Origin of the sequence: Shinella oryzae (genome assembly GCF_023038235.1) — a bacterium.
Taxonomy (GTDB): domain Bacteria; phylum Pseudomonadota; class Alphaproteobacteria; order Rhizobiales; family Rhizobiaceae; genus Shinella; species Shinella sumterensis.
The window spans coordinates 2,714,275-2,729,728 of the sequence record NZ_CP081987.1; the positions used below are offsets into that span (position 1 = coordinate 2,714,275).

Sequence of the window (15,454 nt, forward strand, 5' to 3'; positions counted from 1 at the left end):
CATGGCAGCTCGCGGAGACAATTCGAAGCCGAGGCCCGGCGGCGTGGTCGACATGGAACCGTTCCGTCGCGCGGTGACGGGCTGTGTCCGCGCCGTCTCCGGCGATGCGGAGGTGGAGGTCACCTTCGCCAACGAGCGTCCAGGCATGACGGGCGAGCGCATCCGCCTGCCGGAACTGAGCAAGCGGCCCTCGCCGGCCGAAGTCGCGCTCACCCGCGGCCTCGGCGATTCCATGGCGTTGCGCAAGGCCTGCCATGACGCCCGCGTGCACGCCACCATGTCGCCGCAGGGAGCGGATGCCCGCGCCATCTTCGATGCCGTCGAGCAGGCGCGTGTCGAGGCCATCGGTTCCAACCGCATGCAGGGCATGGCGCAGAACCTGAACGTCGTGCTGTCAGAAAAATACGCCAAGGCCAATTTCGGGGCGATCACCCGTCAGGCCGATGCGCCGCTCGAGGAGGCCGTGGCGCTTCTGGTGCGCGAGAAGCTGACGGGGCAGGCCCCGCCGGCATCCGCCGGCCAGGTGGTCGATCTCTGGCGCGATTTCATCACGGACAAGGCCGGCAAGGATATGGACGGCCTGTCGGCCGCCATCAACGACCAGCAGGCCTTTTCCCGCGTCGTGCGCAACATGCTCGCGTCGATGAACGTTGCCGAACAGTACGGCGACGACGAGACCGAGCCGGACGACAGCCAGACGCCCGAGGACGAGAACCAGCCGCGCAGCGACGAACAGGACGACAGCGACAGCCAAGAAGAGGCTGGCGACGACAGCGCCCCTGCCGACGAAAACGAAACGTCCGACGAGCAGATGGAAGAAGGCGAGATGGAAGGCGCGGAAATCTCCGACGACGACCTCGCCGACGACGACGGCGACGAGACGGACAAACCCGGCGAAGTCCGCCGCCCGAACCAGCCGTTCTCCGATTTCAACGAGAAGGTCGACTACACGGTCTTCACGCAGGAATTCGACGAGACGATCACCGCGGAAGAGCTCTGCGACGAAGCGGAGCTCGACCGCCTGCGCGCTTTCCTGGACAAGCAGCTCGCCCATCTCCAGGGCGCTGTTGGCCGCCTCGCCAACCGCCTGCAACGCCGCCTGATGGCGCAGCAGAACCGCGCCTGGGAATTCGATCTTGAAGAAGGCTATCTCGACAGCGCCCGCCTGCAGCGCATCATCATCGACCCGATGCAGCCGCTATCCTTCAAGCGCGAGAAGGACACGACCTTCCGCGATACGGTCGTAACGCTGCTCATCGACAATTCCGGCTCCATGCGCGGCCGGCCGATCACCGTTGCCGCCACCTGCGCCGATATCCTCGCGCGCACGCTGGAGCGGTGCGGCGTGAAGGTCGAGATCCTCGGCTTCACCACCAAGGCGTGGAAGGGCGGCCAGTCGCGCGAGAAGTGGCTCGGCAGTGGCAAGCCGCAATCGCCCGGCCGCCTCAACGACCTGCGCCACATCGTCTACAAGGCTGCCGATGCGCCTTGGCGGCGCGCGCGCCGCAATCTCGGCCTGATGATGCGCGAGGGCCTGCTCAAGGAAAACATCGACGGCGAGGCGCTGATCTGGGCGCATGATCGTCTTCTGGCACGGCCCGAGCAGCGCCGCATCCTGATGATGATTTCCGACGGCGCGCCGGTCGATGATTCGACGCTTTCGGTGAACCCCGGCAATTATCTCGAGCGACACCTGCGCGCCGTCATCGAACAGATCGAGACCCGTTCACCGGTCGAGCTTCTGGCTATCGGCATCGGCCATGACGTCACGCGCTACTACCGCCGCGCCGTCACGATTGTCGATGCCGACGAACTGGCCGGTGCCATGACGGAGCAGCTTGCTTCCCTCTTCGCCGACGAGGCGACAAGCAGTCGTCCGGCCCGCCGCCGTGCGGGCTAGTCCGGCGCCCGCCCGGCAATCCCTGCTGCAACGGCTTGCAGGTGCGGCGCTCTGCGCCGCCCTTTGCCTGCCCGCCGCGCGTCCGGCCGCAGCCGACGTCATCGATGTCCCCGTCGTCAACCGCGCCTTCTCGCAGTTCATGCTCGGGTCGGACAAGCGCGTCTTCGGCAAGCTCGAATTCCTCGGCGGCATCAGCTACACCTCGAGCACCAACCTGCTCGGCTCCATCTCGGCTATCCGTTTCCGCGGGGATCGCGAACATTTCGTCACCGTGCTCGATACCGGTCACTGGCTGACCGGCCGCATCGAACGGGATGCCGAGGGACGATTGAGCGGCATCACCGACGTGAAAACGCGCTCCATGTTCGACCGCAACGGCCAGGACGAGCGCGTCAAGAACAGGATGGATGCCGAAGGCCTCGCATTCGTCGATGGAGAGGCACTGGTTTCCTTCGAGGTCTATCACCGCATCGACGCCTATCCCGATCCCGGCTTCATGGAGGCGCGGCCGAAGCGCCGCATCCCCTTCCTGATCGACCCGAAGGAGTTGCGCTTCAACCGCGGCATGGAGACGCTTGCCCTGTCGCCGGCGGCGGGGCCGCTGGGTGGCGCGCTCGTCACCGTCACCGAACGCAGCCTCGATCCCGACGGCAACGTCTTCGCCGCCGTGCTCTCCGGACCACGCGCCGGCATCTTCTTCGTCAGGCGCAACGACCCCTGGGACATCACCGACGGCGCTTTCCTGCCGAACGGCGACCTGGTCCTCCTGGAGCGGCGGTTCCGCCTGGCGGACGGCATGGGCATGCGTATCCGCCGCATCGACGGCGATACGATCCGGCCCGGCGCGGTCGTTGATGGCGAGGTGCTGATCGACGCCGATCTCAGCCAGCAGATCGACAATATGGAAGGGCTGGACGTGGTGGTGATGGGGCCGGACGATATCCGGATCATCGTCGTTTCCGACGACAACCACTCCATTCTCCAGCGCAACCTGATGCTGGAATTCCGGCTGCTTCCCGATTGAAAAAGCCGCCCGCTTTCGGCGGGCGGCTGTCATCCGGTAGCGAAAGAATGTTCTCAGGCGACTTTTTCGAGGCTGGGCATCGGCTTCAGCTTGGTCATCAGCGCGCCATAGGGCAGCAGCATGACCACGCCGACGAGCACCTTCACCGAGAAGTCGCCCATGGCCCATGAAATCCAGCGCGGCGCCTCGGCCTGGAAGATGCCGAGGATCGGCGCCCAGGCGATGGCGAAATCGTCGTTCGGCCCGAAGATCGAGAAGACCGGCGCAAAGGCGAAGGAAAAGAAGATCACCGTGTCCAGAACCGAGCCGATCAGCGAGGCGATCAGCGGCGCGCGCCACCAGCTCTGCCGGCGCAACCGGTTGAAGACCGCGATATCGAGCAGCTGGCCGGCCAGGAACGCCGAGCCGGAGGCAATCGCGATGCGCGGCATCGACACGGCAAAGGAGAAGGCCACCGCCACCACAAAACCCGCCGCGACGACCCGGCGCGCAACGCGCGGGCCGAACTGCCGGTTGGTCAGGTCCGTGATGAGAAACGCGACGGGATAGGTGAACGCGCCGTAGGTCAGAAGATCGCCAAGCGCGATGCCGAACAGCTCTCCCGACAGCGGGTATTGCACCAGCACGTTGGAGGCGACGACCACGGCGGTCATCAGGAGGACATAGATAAGGGTAATGCGGTTCGCTAGCATTTTTTTATCCTGGGTGATGCCACCAGTTGGATTGATAATGATTTGCCCAACGCATTGAGGCCTGCCCGATGACCGGTCAAGCCTCAATGAGAATGCATTGGCTCAGTGCCTGAAATCAGGCAGCAGCAGCGGTCTTCTTGGCGATCTGGCGGCGCAGCAGACGAGCGCGCATCGACAGTTCGTTCTCTTCAGCCTTCAGAAGGAAGGCATCGAGGCCACCGCGGTGCTCGACGGAGCGCAGGGCAGCAGCCGAAACGCGAAGACGGAAACGCTGGCCGAGGGCGTCGGAAATCAGCGTGACATTGCACAGGTTCGGCAGGAACTTGCGCTTCGTCTTATTGTTTGCGTGGCTCACATTGTTGCCCGACTGGACGCCCTTGCCGGTCAATTCGCAACTACGGGACATGGTACACCTATTTGTTCTTGTTCAGGACAACACGTTTCCGGCAGCGAAACCGGCCGCAGTCCGTCTGGCCTTTTTGGAAAGTTGCGGTTCTATAGTCACACTGACCGGCGACGTCAAGCCAAACCTGCGCACAGGCTGGAAATCAGTTGCCAAGCCACCCGATTCGCGGGAATAGCAGAACACGCTGAAAGTCTACACGGCGTATAATCGCCGCAATGGCGGGCTAGGCGAAGCGTTTGAACGGGAGCGCCAGATGAACAAGCAGGGTTGGATTGCCGGTACGGCCGCGTCGCTTGCCTTGATGGCGGGCGCGGCACCCGTTTCGGCGGAAGAAATCCTGCATCGCACGGAGTACAGCATCCGCCTTTCCGGCCTTCCGGTGGCGACGGCGAGCTTCCGTTCCGCCTTCGACGGACGGCGCTATTCCATTTCCGGCAGCATGAGCTCCGCCGGTCTGGCCGATATCTTTGCCAGGACGAAGGGCACGACCACGGTCTCGGGCATCGTCAGCCGCGACAGGCTGCGTGCCACGTCCTATTCGGTGAACTACCAGAGCGGAAAGCGCGGCCGGGCCATCGACGTCACCTTCCGCAACGGCAATGTCGTCAATGCCAGCATGGTGCCCCCGCGCAAGAAGCCGGACAACTGGGTGCCGGTTTCCACCGCCGACATGCGTTCCGTGCTCGATCCGATTTCCGGGCTCATCATTCCCGCAGGCAACCGCATTTGCCCCAAGACCCTGCCGATCTTCGACGGCGAATCGCGTCTCGACCTGCGTCTGACCTCCAAGGGCACCCGGTCCTATACCACCAAGGGCTTCGCGGGTGAGGTCACGGTCTGCGGCATTCGCTTCATCCCGAAATCCGGCTACAGGAAAGGCCGCGAGGACGTGGAGTATCTGCGCCGGCTAAGCACGATGGAAATCTGGTTTGCCAAGGCCGAGGCGGCGAATGTATATGCTCCCGTTTATGTGAAGATCCCGACCAAGCTCGGTCCCGTCACCGTATCGGCCACGCGCTTCGGCGATTGAGCCTTCGGTCGGCCGCGCCCCGCTCGGCAGACCGGAGACATCGGCCTTGAAGACGCGCGCAACCCTGATCGGCTTCACCGCGATCCTGATGTGGGCGCTGCTGGCGCTGTTCACCGCCGCATCCGGCACGATGCCGCCTTTCCAGCTTTCGGCGATCTGCTTCCTGATCGGCAGCCTGCCCGGCATCGTCGTCCTGCTGGTCCGGCCGGAGCGCATGCGCCTGCTCAGGCAGCCGGCGAAGGTGTGGATCACGGGCATCCTCGGCCTGTTCGGCTATCATTTCCTCTATTTCACCGCCCTGCGCAACGCGCCGGCCGTCGAGGCAAGCCTGATCGCCTATCTCTGGCCGCTCCTCATCGTCACCGGCTCCGCGCTGCTGCCGAGCGAGCGGCTGAAGTGGAACCATATCCTCGGTACGCTGCTCGGGCTGGGCGGCACGGCGCTCATCGTCGGGCGCAACGGCGTTTCCTTCGACAGCGCCTATCTCGTCGGCTACGGCGCCGCCTTCCTCTGCGCCTTCACCTGGGCGGGCTATTCGCTCGCCACCCGCCGTTTCGAGGCGGTCTCGACCGATGTGGTGACCGGCTTCTGCATCGCGACCTCCATGCTCTCCCTGTTGTGCCATCTGGCACTCGAAACGACGGTCTGGCCGCAGAGCGGGTCCGAATGGCTGGCCGTCGCCGGCCTCGGCCTGCTGCCCGTGGGTGCCGCCTTCTATGCCTGGGATTTCAGCGTGAAGAACGGCGATATCCAGATCCTCGGCGCGGCGAGCTACAGCGCGCCGCTTCTCTCCACGCTGGTGCTCATCCTGTCCGGCTTTGCCGAACCATCGCTCGGCATCGGCATAGCCTGCCTGCTGGTGACAGGCGGCGCGATGCTCGCCGCCAAGGACATGATCTTCCGCAAGGCAGCCGCCAGCCCGGCCTGATCTCAGAACCGGTCCTTGCGCGCGCGGATTTCGGCGAAGACCTCCGCGTCGCTCGCTGTCTTCATGCCGAGATGCTGCCGGATGGCGGGATCGGAAGCGCGCAGGAAGGGGTTCGTCGCCTTCTCCAGGCCAATCGTCGTCGGCGCCGTGAAGGCCCCCCTCGCCCGCAGGGCCTCGATCTCTTCGGCTCTGGCCCGCAAGGCGGCATTGTCAGGATCGACCGTCAGGGCAAAACGCGCATTGGACAGCGTGTATTCGTGACCGAAATAGACCACCGTTTCATCCGGCAGCGCGGCGAGCTTGGAGAGCGAATCCCACATCTGCGCCGGCGTTCCCTCGAAGAGCCGGCCGCAGCCGAGCGCAAAGAGCGTATCGGCCGCAAACAGCAGCTTGTCCTGCGGAAGGTGGAAGCAGATATGCCCGAGCGTGTGGCCGGGCGTCAGGATGACGTCGACCGGCCGGCCGGCAAAGGTGAAGCTGTCGCCGCCATCCACCTTGCGATCGAGGCCCGGTATGGCTTCATGCGCCGGGCCGATGATCGTTACGCCGAAACGCGCCTTGAGCGCCGCGTTCGCCTCCACATGATCCTGGTGATGATGGGTCGTGAAGATGTGGCTCAGCGTCCAGCCGCGCCGGGCCAGCGCATCGAGGATCGCCTGCTCCTCCGGCGCATCGATGCTTGCCGTTTCCCCCGTCGCCGGATCGTGCAGCAGCACGCCGAAATTGTCGCTGCGGCAGGCGAAGAGTTCGATTTCGAGCGGGGTCATTGGCGCAGTCCTTTTCATTCACGGGGTCATTCACGCGGCGTCGGTCGAGGCGAATGTAAGACAATCGCCCTTGAAGTCTACCGGACCATCGCTAACATCCTTGCCATGCATGCAGATATCGTCGACCTCCGTGAGTTCTACCATTCGTCGCTTGGCCGCCTCGCCGACCATTCCATTTCCATGGCGCTCGCCTCGCTCTGGGCGCGCCTGCCGGACGAGCGACTGGTCGGCCTCGGCTATGCCGTGCCCTATCTCGACCGGTTCCGTGCCGATACCGAACGCACCTTCGCCTTCATGCCTGCCGGCCAGGGTGCCGTGAACTGGCCCGCGGGAGAGATGTCGGCCACCGCGCTCGTCTTCGACGAGGAGCTGCCCCTGCCGGATTCCTCCGTCGACCGGATCCTGATGGTGCATTCGCTGGAATTCGCCGAAAACCCCCGCGAGACCATGAAGGAGCTGTGGCGCGTCCTGTCGCCCGGCGGACGGCTCGTCATCGTGGTGCCCAACCGGCGTGGCGTGTGGGCCCGCATGGAGCACACGCCTTTCGGCTCCGGGCGCCCCTATTCGCGCGGCCAGCTGACGGCGCTTCTGCGCGAAACCAATTTCACCCCCGGCGCATCCGCAGAAGCGCTGTTCTTCCCGCCGTCCAAGCTGCGCAGCGTGCAGAAGCTGCGCGGCGCCTTCGAGCGGGTGGGCCGCATGCTGTGGCCGATGTTTTCCGGCGTCATCGTGGTGGAGGCCCAGAAGCGGCTTTACCAGGGCCTGCCGGTCGCCGCCCGCGCATCGCGCCGCGTCTTCGTTCCCGTTCTCGCACCCCAAGGCGTGCCGACGACACGCGATCGCTTGCCGCGCTGATCCTCTCGACAAAAGCGGGCCTGCCCGTTAGAGCGGGCGGGAAAGAGCTAAAGGGCGAGACACCATGACGGACGGACATTTCGACAAGATCGCACTGATCGGCATCGGCCTCATCGGCTCGTCCATCGCTCGCGCCGTCAAGCTCAAGGGCCTCGCCAAGTCCGTCGTCATCTCCAGCCGCAGTCAGGAGACGCTGGACCGCGCCCGGGCGCTTGACCTCGGCACCGACTACGTGCTCGACGCCGGCGAGGCCGTCGAGGATGCCGATCTCGTCATCGTCTCGGTTCCCGTCGGCGCATCCGGCAAGGTCGCCGAGGCGATCGCACCGCACCTGAAGCCGGGCGCCATCGTCACCGATGTCGGCTCCACCAAGGCCTCCGTCGTGGCGCAGATGTTGCCGCATATCCCAAAGGGCGTGCATTTCATTCCCGGCCACCCGCTGGCAGGTACGGAGCATTCCGGTCCCGATGCCGGCTTTGCCGAGCTGTTCCAGGGCCGCTGGTGCATCCTCACCCCCGTGCATGGCACCGACAAGGAGGCCAAGCGCAAGCTCGCCGCCTTCTGGGAGGCGCTCGGCTCGAAGGTGGACGAGATGGACATGGAGCACCACGACAAGGTGCTCGCCATCGTGTCGCACCTGCCGCACATCATCGCCTACAATATCGTGGGCACCGCCGATGACCTGGAGACGGTCACGGAATCGGAGGTCATCAAATATTCCGCATCAGGCTTTCGCGATTTCACGCGCCTTGCCGCTTCCGACCCCACCATGTGGCGCGACGTGTGCCTGCACAACAAGGATGCGATCCTCGAAATGCTCGCCCGTTTCTCGGAGGACCTGGCCTATCTGCAGCGCGCCATCCGCTGGGGCGACGGAGAGAAGCTCTTCGATCTCTTCACCCGCACCCGCGCCATCCGCCGCTCGATCATCGACGCGGGCCAGGATACGTCGGCACCGAACTTCGGACGCCCGGTTCCCGACGAGAAGGCCTGATCAGAGCGGCGGAATTTCCGCGACGGCGAACGGCCCGAGATAGACGGTGCCCTGCTGCACGTTGAGCTTGACCACGGCCCGGTCCTGCCCGCCCGACAGAGCACGCAGCCCGCTCGCCACACGCTGCACTGTCTTGGCCGCTTCCGGAAACGTCTCGGAGATCCGGTCACGCCACAGGTCGATGCCCTCGATGGTGAGATCGACCGTGCCGGAGACGTAACCGTCATCCCCGATGGAAACCGGCCCCGAAAGCGTCATCGTGCGGCCCTCGCCGAGATCGAATGTCAGGGCACGAAGCTCCGCAGTCGTCCCGAGCGGCACTCCGGCCGGCGGACCTTCCTTCGAAAGCCAACTGGCGGCATTGGCGATGGTCATGTCGACGGCCATGTTGAACGGCGGAAGCGTCTTGTTGCCGAGATCGAGCGAAAGCCCGTCCAGCGACGCCGCGACATCGAGCGCATCGCCCGACTGCCGCACGTGTTTTTCGCCATGCGTCACCGACACGCCCACGGAAACACCCTGTGACGGCGCGTTCAGCCGACCCTTCAGGCCGTCATAGGCGATGGAGGCTCGGTCGAGGCCGGTCGTCCAGGCGACGACGCTTGCGCGCATCAGGTCCCAATTGGCGTCAAAGGCGAGATCGGGCGTCACACGGACCTGCGCGGGCCCGTCGAGTTCGATGATCCCATGCCCCGGCCGGTAGACCTGGGCCGCCGAACGCAGCGCGCCGAAGCTGGCCGAAAGCCCCGCGGGACGGTCGTCGAGGCCGACCGAATCACAGAAGACGCCGATACGGAACGGATAGCCCCGTACCGACAGGTCCGTGCAGGACGCCGCATGCATGCCCTGTTGCGACGCGGCAAGCTCCTGTGCCAAACGCTCTTTCAATTGGCTTGCGGCATAAAACCATCCGCCCGTATAGAGCGCGACAGCGATGACGATGGCAACGGCGAGCAGGATCAGCTTGCGCGTAACCCCGGATGTGTCGGCGCGGCTTGACGATGCCATACTGTTCTCCAATGGTAGCGGACGCGACGTGTCCGAATGCGCGTCAAAGCCGGCAATTGCGGCGGCTTTTAGAGAGATGGTCCCGGTGACAGTGGATATGAACGAATTCTGGGTGTTTGGCTACGGATCGCTGATGTGGAATCCGGGTTTCGAGTACGAGGAGCGGCAACCGGCCCACCTTTTCGGCTTCCGCCGTTCGCTCTGCGTGCGCTCCTGGGTCCATCGCGGCACCGAGGAAAAACCCGGCCTGGTGCTCGGCCTCGACCGGGGCGGGTCCTGCCGCGGCGTGGCGTTCCGCGTGGCGCCGCAGGCCCGGGATGCCGTGGTGGATTATCTGCGCGAGCGCGAACTCGTGACCCACGTCTACAAGGAGCGCACGCTCCCTGCCACGCTCGGCGACGGGCGCCGCGTTTCCACGCTCACCTATATCTGCGACCGCGCCCATCACCAGTTTGCCGGATCGCTCTCCGTCGATGAGGCGGCGCGGACCATCAGCACCGCGGTCGGTAAATCAGGTCACAATATGGATTACGTGCGCAACACGCTGTCGCATCTGCGCGAAATGGGCATCCGCGACCATTGGCTGGAGGATGTCGGTCGGACGGCGGAAGGCCTTTACGCGCGCATCTCCGCCTGACCGGGCGTTCCAGCCTTCAGTTCCGCCAGCCGCTTGACGGCTGTCGGCGGCAGCATGAGATGCGGATTGGCCTCGACGGTCTCGACGAGCAGCTTGTCGCTGGCCGTCTCCATGACGTCGACGAGATGGGCAAGGAACGCATCGGGATCCATGCCCGGCGCGATGGCCGGCAGGATCTGTACCTTGAAATGGCCCGGCTGGCGGATGAACTTGCGGCGCGGCCAGAAAAGGCCCGGATGCATCACCACGGGCACGACCGGCACCTGCAGATCACGGTAGAGCCGCGCGATGCCGTACTTGTATTCCGGCGGCGCACCCGGTGGGCGGCGCGTGCCTTCCGGATAGATGATCAGCTGGCGCCCGGCATTCATTTCCGCCTTGGTGCGCTCCATGACCGCGGTCATCACCTTGCCGCGTGCGCCGCGGTTCACCGGCACCATGCGCTGCTTCTTGATGTACCAGCCGAACAGCGGGATCCAGGTCAGCTCGCGCTTGAGAATGTAGAACGGGTCGCTGAGCCAGGGCAGCAGGGCATAGGCGTCCCAGAAGGACTGATGCTTCGGCGCGAAGATGTAGCCGCCCGCCGGAATGTTCTCCAGCCCCTCGATCTCGAATGTCGTACCGACGATGACCTTGAAAAGCCAATGGTTGCTGCGCACCCAGAACTTGGGGACGAAATAGGCCTTCTTGCGCGGCAGCAGGAAGTAGACCGGCGTGAAGATGATCATCTGCACGATGAGATTGAGATAGAAGACGGCGTTGAAAAGCACGGAGCGGAAAGCGATCATCGGGCGGCCTGTGAACGGAAGATGCTTTCGCCCTACACGATATTGCCGGACGGGGAAACTCCCGCCTGATCGATGTCAGCCGCCTTCGATGTCGCCCCGAAGACCCGACCAGCTGCGCGCACCCGCAAATGCCCTTATCTGCGCAAGGCTGTATTTCACATATTCCGACAGCATCGCCTTGAGAACGCCCGGCTGGCGCAACCAGTTGCCGTTCTTCAGATCCGTGTTGACGACGGGATAGGCGATGAACTCGGTCTGCGGATCGCTGGCCTTCAGCTCGAGCAGGCTGCGCGGCATGTGATAGTTGTTGGTGACGACGAGAACGCGCCGGAACTGGTGATCGGTGATCCAGCGCGCCGCCTCGTTGGCATTGCCCACCGTGTCGATGGCATCGTAGCCCATGTCGACGCAGCACTCGAACAATGTCGAGGAACTCTGGGTCAGCTTGCGCAGCTGGTTGCCGCTTGTCGACGGGTTGGCCCCGGAAATCAGCAAGCGCCCGCCGGCGCCTTTTTTCAGAAGGTCGATGGCGTGGTCAATGCGCTGATAGCCGCCCGTCAGCACGACGATGGCGTCGGCCTTGGGATCATCGGGCGTTTCAAGCCCTGCCACCGTTTCGGCGAAATACAGGAAACCTGCGCTTCCCAGGATGGCGACAAGCAGGATCACCGCGAGAATGGCGCGCACGAGAAGCCGCACGGGGCCCTTGCGCCTCCTTCGTCCGTCCTGCAGCAGCCCGTTGGGCATGCCGGCCTTTGCCTGATCCAGCATGTTCATGATTCTGTCCATAGAACCGGATTAAGGCAAGCCCTAGTCCGTTTCACGACGGTGGTAGACTGCGCCCGTATCATGAGTCGGGCAGTTGATCGGTACGGGATGGATCCGAGCGGATCTGGTCGATTTCATGGATCGTGCGCATCACCGTGAAGCGGGCCGTCAGCGTGGTCAGGAGCGCGATGACAGCGATGGTTCCGGCAATGCCGAGATAGCCCGTGAGCCCCATGGAGAAGCTGCCGAACAGTGCGGTCGCCTGGTCGCTCTGGGGCGTGGCGATCGCCCGTCCCTGCCAGAAACCCGCAACGGCGAAGAACAGGGCGGCCAGCAATCCGCCGGCGAGCGAACCCTTGAGGCTGATCTTCAGGAAGTGCTTCTGGAATTCGGATGCGACGAAACCCGCTTCCGCACCCACGAAATGCAGCACTTCCACGATATGCCTGTTGCCGGACAGCGCGCCGCGCGTCGCAAACACCACCGTCAGCACCATGGCCGAGAAGACCAACACGAGAACGCCGGTGCCAATGAAGGCGGTCGTGCGCGCCATGGCCACCAGGCGATCGACCCAGGTGCGGTGATCGTCAAGGAATGCCTGGGGGATCTTCTGCGACAGCGCCGCCCGCATCGCGGTGAAATCCGGCGGGCTCTGCTCGTCGATGGTGACGATGACGAGGCGCGGCACCGGCAGCTCGTCGATATCAAGTCCGTCACCGAGCCAGGGCTGCAGAAGGCGCGCGGTCGCCGCCTTGTCGACGATCGTGCCGTCCCGTGTCCCGGTGAAGGTCAGTGCAAGGTCGCGCGCATCCCTCAGCGCCTGTTCCATGTCGAGATTGTCGTCCGGCTTGATCTGAATGGTGATCTCGCGGGAAATCTCGCTCTGCCAGCTCGCCGCCGTCGCCCGCACCATGCTGACGGCGCCGAAGGTGAGGCAGGCGAGAAAGGCCATGATGGCGATGACGAGCATCAGCGCGTTGCCGGACACGTTCGACGGCGGCACGATGGGTGCGGTAGGCCGCACGCGCATTTCCGGCCGGCGGGCCGGCTGCTCGGTCTCGGCGGTGTCGCGCATATCTCTCTGCAAGTCACTCATAGATGTCGAGCCGTCCCTGCGAGAGGATCATGCGCCGCGCCTCGACCTGATCCATCAAAGAGAGGTCGTGCGTGGCGATCACCACGGCGGTCCCCAGCCGGTTGAGTTCGAGGAAGAGGCTGAGCAGCCGCCGCGCCATCGGCGGATCGACGTTACCGGTCGGCTCGTCGGCCAGAAGCAATTCCGGCCGGTCGATGAGCGCGCGCGCGATCGCCGCGCGCTGCTTTTCCCCGCCCGACAGGACAGGCGGCAGCACGTTGATTCGCTCACCGAGCCCGACCCATTTCAGGAGTTCCAGCACGTCGGCGCGGTAGCTGATCTCTTCCTTGCCGCGCACGCGCAGCGGCAGCGCGACGTTCTCGTAGGTCGTCAGGTGATCGAGCAGGCGAAAATCCTGGAAGACGATACCGATTCGCCGGCGCAGCATGGGCAGCTCGTCACGCGGAATGGTCGAGATTTCCCGGTCGAAGCTGCGGATGATGCCGCGCGTCGGCTGAAGCGACAGGAAGAGCAGACGCAGAAGCGTCGTCTTGCCGGCACCTGACGGCCCGGTGAGGAACTGGAAGGACCGGCGCGGAATATCGAAGGTCAGGTCACGGAGGATCTCCGGTCCCATTCCATAGCGCAGCCCGACATTCTCGAAATGAATCAATGGTCAATCCGGTTCTAGACACGATCACCCAGCGGTACCGCGGTCGACGTCGCACAGGAAAGCGGCTCTTTCACGGTCAGGTTTCCGAAGCATTAACCAGTATGGTTTACGTTTCGTAAGGATTTCATTCAATGCCCGACTTTTCGCCTGGACCATGCGGGAAGCCGGCGACGGGAGGTGGCGATGAACGCCTTCAAAATCAAGCGTGAAGCAAAAAGCCGGGTCGATCTCCTGCCGCCCGAACCCGGCGCGAAAGCTGCAAGCCGCGCCAAGCGGTTTTCCAAAAGAACAGACGTCGTGGACGCCGATTTCGTGGTGATTCGCAGCGCCGCCGCCCGGACGTCGAACGACAATCACCGCAGGCGGCCCGCAACGTCCGCCCGACCGATGTCGGACCACCCGCTGTTCCGGCTGGGTGCGACCTGTGCCCGCCTTTGCGAAGCCGGGCTCCAGCGTCTTCCGGGCCGCGCCTTTGCCGGGCTCGTTGCACTTGCCTTCCTTTTCGTCTTCGCTTTCGCCGGTGGGCTGACGGCGCTCAAGGCGGCCATCCTGCCGGCCGCGCAGGCGGATGTGCTCAACCTGACCGATATCGCCGCGATGGTGGACGACCGCAATGGCATGAAAGTGCTCACCGTCTATGGCCGTCTGGCGAACACGGGCAACAGCGTGAAGGCCGTGCCGCCGCTCGACGTCGTGCTGGAAGGCAGCGGCACGCGCCGGATCGTGCTCGATGCCGAAACGATTGCGCCCGGTGGCGCCGAGCACTTCGCGCTGCGCATCCCGCATAGCGGCGGAAAAGTACCAAAAGTCTCGGTTTCCCTCGCGCGCGAGGGTGCGCCGGCCACCTGACTGTGCTAATCGGCTCCTTCATATCCATCCAGGGAGCCGCCACGCGATGCAGATTGTCCGCGGAAAGAAGATCGAAACGCTCTATGATGCCGGGCAGATCGCCAAGCGCAACGAAGAGCTTGCCGCGCAGATCGCCTCCGGCCCGACGCAGGATCTCCTCGTCATCGCCGTTCTGAAGGGCTCCTTCATCTTTGCGGCCGACCTTACCCGTGCGCTGCACGCTGCCGGCCTCGCGCCCGAAGTCGAGTTCATCACGCTGTCGAGCTACGGCACGGGCACCGTCTCGCAGGGCGTGAAGGTCATCAAGGACATCGACAGCGACGTGCATGGCCGCGATATCCTGCTCATCGACGATATCCTGGAATCCGGCCGCACGCTGAGCTACGCCAAGGAGCTGATGTACGAGCGCGGCGCGCGCAACGTCACCATCGCCGTGCTGCTCGACAAGCGCGAGAAGCGCAAGACCGACCTGGAAGCAGACTATGTCGGCTTCGAATGCCCGGACCATTTCGTCGTCGGATACGGCATGGACGTCGCCTACGCTTTCCGCGAATTGCCCTTCGTCGGTGTCGTCACGGGTGACGCTGACTAAGACGGCCGGAAAACACGCCGCACGCTAATTCCCCCGTCGTTCGTTTACCGATCGACAAGGAAAGTCTGGTCTTGTCGTGCCGGACTGACTGAAAGGGAATATGATGGCGAAGATCCTGATCACGGAAGACGAGGATTCGCTGCGTCTCTTCGTGGCGCGCGCATTGCGGCTGGACGGCCATGAGACCGTGGAGGCGCCCGATGGCGCCGCAGGGCTCGACGCCCTCACGGAAGGCGGCTTCGACCTCCTGCTGTCCGATATCCGCATGCCTGTGATGGACGGTATCGAACTGGCGCACAAGGCGTCAGCGGCGCATCCTGCCCTCAAGATCCTGCTGATGACCGGCTATGCCGAACAGCGCGAACGCGCCGACGACCTCGCCTCGAAGATCGTCGATGTCGTGAGCAAGCCGTTCAGTCTGCCGGATATCCGGCGCGCCGTGGCGCAGGCGCTGGCCGCCTGATCATC

At 64.3% G+C, this 15,454-nt stretch carries 18 protein-coding genes; 10 read left to right on the plus strand and 8 right to left on the minus strand.

What is annotated here, in order from left to right; translation table 11 throughout:
• The first annotated feature begins 1 nt into the window (after position 1).
• Positions 2-1,900 carry a cobaltochelatase subunit CobT gene (gene cobT, locus K6301_RS13225; RefSeq protein ID WP_247217561.1) on the plus strand — a complete coding sequence of 633 codons (1,899 nt, stop codon included), beginning with the start codon at positions 2-4 and terminating at the stop codon, positions 1,898-1,900.
• On the plus strand, positions 1,890-2,924 hold the full coding sequence (locus K6301_RS13230) for an esterase-like activity of phytase family protein (RefSeq protein ID WP_425475342.1): 1,035 nt from the start codon (positions 1,890-1,892) through the stop codon (positions 2,922-2,924). The genes cobT and K6301_RS13230 overlap by 11 nt, the downstream gene beginning before the upstream one ends.
• 53 nt (positions 2,925-2,977) lie before the next feature.
• Here K6301_RS13230 and K6301_RS13235 read toward each other — a convergent pair whose 3' ends face one another.
• A complete protein-coding gene (locus K6301_RS13235; protein ID WP_247217563.1) occupies positions 2,978-3,616 on the minus strand; it encodes a VUT family protein in 639 nt (212 codons plus the stop codon).
• A gap of 115 nt (positions 3,617-3,731) precedes the next feature.
• On the minus strand, positions 3,732-4,022 hold the full coding sequence (gene rpmB / locus K6301_RS13240; RefSeq protein WP_064331573.1) for a 50S ribosomal protein L28: 291 nt from the start codon (positions 4,020-4,022) through the stop codon (positions 3,732-3,734).
• A gap of 253 nt (positions 4,023-4,275) precedes the next feature.
• Here rpmB and K6301_RS13245 point away from each other — a divergent pair, with 253 nt between their 5' ends.
• The gene (locus K6301_RS13245; RefSeq protein ID WP_247217566.1) at positions 4,276-5,052 is read left to right on the plus strand and encodes a DUF3108 domain-containing protein; all 777 of its coding nucleotides are present in this window, start codon (positions 4,276-4,278) and stop codon (positions 5,050-5,052) included.
• Positions 5,053-5,098: 46 nt separating this feature from the next.
• A complete protein-coding gene (yddG, locus tag K6301_RS13250) occupies positions 5,099-5,980 on the plus strand; it encodes an aromatic amino acid exporter YddG (RefSeq protein ID WP_247217568.1) in 882 nt (293 codons plus the stop codon).
• Between the two features lie 2 nt (positions 5,981-5,982).
• On the opposite strand, the gene gloB is transcribed toward yddG, so the two are convergent.
• Positions 5,983-6,747, minus strand: a complete 765-nt coding sequence (gloB, locus tag K6301_RS13255; protein ID WP_247217570.1) for a hydroxyacylglutathione hydrolase — start codon at positions 6,745-6,747, stop codon at positions 5,983-5,985.
• Between the two features lie 105 nt (positions 6,748-6,852).
• Here gloB and K6301_RS13260 point away from each other — a divergent pair, with 105 nt between their 5' ends.
• Positions 6,853-7,602: a class I SAM-dependent methyltransferase gene (locus K6301_RS13260; protein WP_134649398.1), complete on the plus strand. Its 750-nt coding sequence runs from the start codon at positions 6,853-6,855 to the stop codon at positions 7,600-7,602.
• Positions 7,603-7,666: 64 nt separating this feature from the next.
• Positions 7,667-8,596 carry a prephenate/arogenate dehydrogenase family protein gene (locus K6301_RS13265; RefSeq protein ID WP_247217572.1) on the plus strand — a complete coding sequence of 310 codons (930 nt, stop codon included), beginning with the start codon at positions 7,667-7,669 and terminating at the stop codon, positions 8,594-8,596.
• Here the strand turns inward: K6301_RS13265 and K6301_RS13270 are convergent, their stop codons facing one another.
• Positions 8,597-9,604, minus strand: a complete 1,008-nt coding sequence (locus K6301_RS13270; protein WP_247217574.1) for a DUF2125 domain-containing protein — start codon at positions 9,602-9,604, stop codon at positions 8,597-8,599.
• 85 nt (positions 9,605-9,689) lie between these two features.
• Here K6301_RS13270 and K6301_RS13275 point away from each other — a divergent pair, with 85 nt between their 5' ends.
• On the plus strand, positions 9,690-10,241 hold the full coding sequence (locus K6301_RS13275) for a gamma-glutamylcyclotransferase (protein WP_134649395.1): 552 nt from the start codon (positions 9,690-9,692) through the stop codon (positions 10,239-10,241).
• On the opposite strand, the gene K6301_RS13280 is transcribed toward K6301_RS13275, so the two are convergent.
• The 4 genes from K6301_RS13280 to ftsE form a co-directional block, all read right to left on the minus strand.
• Positions 10,220-11,029, minus strand: a complete 810-nt coding sequence (locus K6301_RS13280; RefSeq protein WP_247217575.1) for a lysophospholipid acyltransferase family protein — start codon at positions 11,027-11,029, stop codon at positions 10,220-10,222. The genes K6301_RS13275 and K6301_RS13280 overlap by 22 nt on opposite strands.
• Positions 11,030-11,104: 75 nt before the next feature.
• Positions 11,105-11,806: a YdcF family protein gene (locus K6301_RS13285; protein WP_425475343.1), complete on the minus strand. Its 702-nt coding sequence runs from the start codon at positions 11,804-11,806 to the stop codon at positions 11,105-11,107.
• A 70-nt stretch (positions 11,807-11,876) separates the two neighbouring features.
• Complete coding sequence (locus K6301_RS13290; RefSeq protein ID WP_425475344.1) at positions 11,877-12,872, minus strand: cell division protein FtsX; 996 nt, start codon at positions 12,870-12,872, stop codon at positions 11,877-11,879.
• A gap of 13 nt (positions 12,873-12,885) precedes the next feature.
• Complete coding sequence (gene ftsE / locus K6301_RS13295; RefSeq protein WP_134649392.1) at positions 12,886-13,545, minus strand: cell division ATP-binding protein FtsE; 660 nt, start codon at positions 13,543-13,545, stop codon at positions 12,886-12,888.
• 183 nt (positions 13,546-13,728) lie between these two features.
• Between ftsE and K6301_RS13300 the strand changes: the two genes are divergently transcribed.
• From K6301_RS13300 to K6301_RS13310, 3 genes are all read left to right on the plus strand, one after another.
• Positions 13,729-14,394: a hypothetical protein gene (locus K6301_RS13300; RefSeq protein ID WP_247217579.1), complete on the plus strand. Its 666-nt coding sequence runs from the start codon at positions 13,729-13,731 to the stop codon at positions 14,392-14,394.
• 46 nt (positions 14,395-14,440) lie between these two features.
• Complete coding sequence (gene hpt, locus K6301_RS13305; RefSeq protein WP_247217582.1) at positions 14,441-14,986, plus strand: hypoxanthine phosphoribosyltransferase; 546 nt, start codon at positions 14,441-14,443, stop codon at positions 14,984-14,986.
• Between the two features lie 103 nt (positions 14,987-15,089).
• Positions 15,090-15,449 carry a response regulator gene (locus tag K6301_RS13310; RefSeq protein ID WP_134649389.1) on the plus strand — a complete coding sequence of 120 codons (360 nt, stop codon included), beginning with the start codon at positions 15,090-15,092 and terminating at the stop codon, positions 15,447-15,449.
• Positions 15,450-15,454 lie beyond the last annotated feature (5 nt).

Bases quoted from the DNA above. Each gene is read 5' to 3' on its own strand.
- cobT (WP_247217561.1), top strand. From the start codon at position 2: ATGGCAGCTCGCGGAGACAATTCGAAGCCGAGGCCCGGCGGCGTGGTC.
- K6301_RS13235 (WP_247217563.1), bottom strand. From the start codon at position 3,616: ATGCTAGCGAACCGCATTACCCTTATCTATGTCCTCCTGATGACCGCC.
- rpmB (WP_064331573.1), bottom strand. From the start codon at position 4,022: ATGTCCCGTAGTTGCGAATTGACCGGCAAGGGCGTCCAGTCGGGCAAC.
- K6301_RS13245 (WP_247217566.1), top strand. From the start codon at position 4,276: ATGAACAAGCAGGGTTGGATTGCCGGTACGGCCGCGTCGCTTGCCTTG.
- gloB (WP_247217570.1), bottom strand. From the start codon at position 6,747: ATGACCCCGCTCGAAATCGAACTCTTCGCCTGCCGCAGCGACAATTTC.
- K6301_RS13260 (WP_134649398.1), top strand. From the start codon at position 6,853: ATGCATGCAGATATCGTCGACCTCCGTGAGTTCTACCATTCGTCGCTT.
- K6301_RS13265 (WP_247217572.1), top strand. From the start codon at position 7,667: ATGACGGACGGACATTTCGACAAGATCGCACTGATCGGCATCGGCCTC.
- K6301_RS13270 (WP_247217574.1), bottom strand. From the start codon at position 9,604: ATGGCATCGTCAAGCCGCGCCGACACATCCGGGGTTACGCGCAAGCTG.
- K6301_RS13280 (WP_247217575.1), bottom strand. From the start codon at position 11,029: ATGATCGCTTTCCGCTCCGTGCTTTTCAACGCCGTCTTCTATCTCAAT.
- K6301_RS13285 (WP_425475343.1), bottom strand. From the start codon at position 11,806: ATGAACATGCTGGATCAGGCAAAGGCCGGCATGCCCAACGGGCTGCTG.
- K6301_RS13290 (WP_425475344.1), bottom strand. From the start codon at position 12,872: ATGCGCGACACCGCCGAGACCGAGCAGCCGGCCCGCCGGCCGGAAATG.
- K6301_RS13300 (WP_247217579.1), top strand. From the start codon at position 13,729: ATGAACGCCTTCAAAATCAAGCGTGAAGCAAAAAGCCGGGTCGATCTC.
- hpt (WP_247217582.1), top strand. From the start codon at position 14,441: ATGCAGATTGTCCGCGGAAAGAAGATCGAAACGCTCTATGATGCCGGG.
- K6301_RS13310 (WP_134649389.1), top strand. From the start codon at position 15,090: ATGGCGAAGATCCTGATCACGGAAGACGAGGATTCGCTGCGTCTCTTC.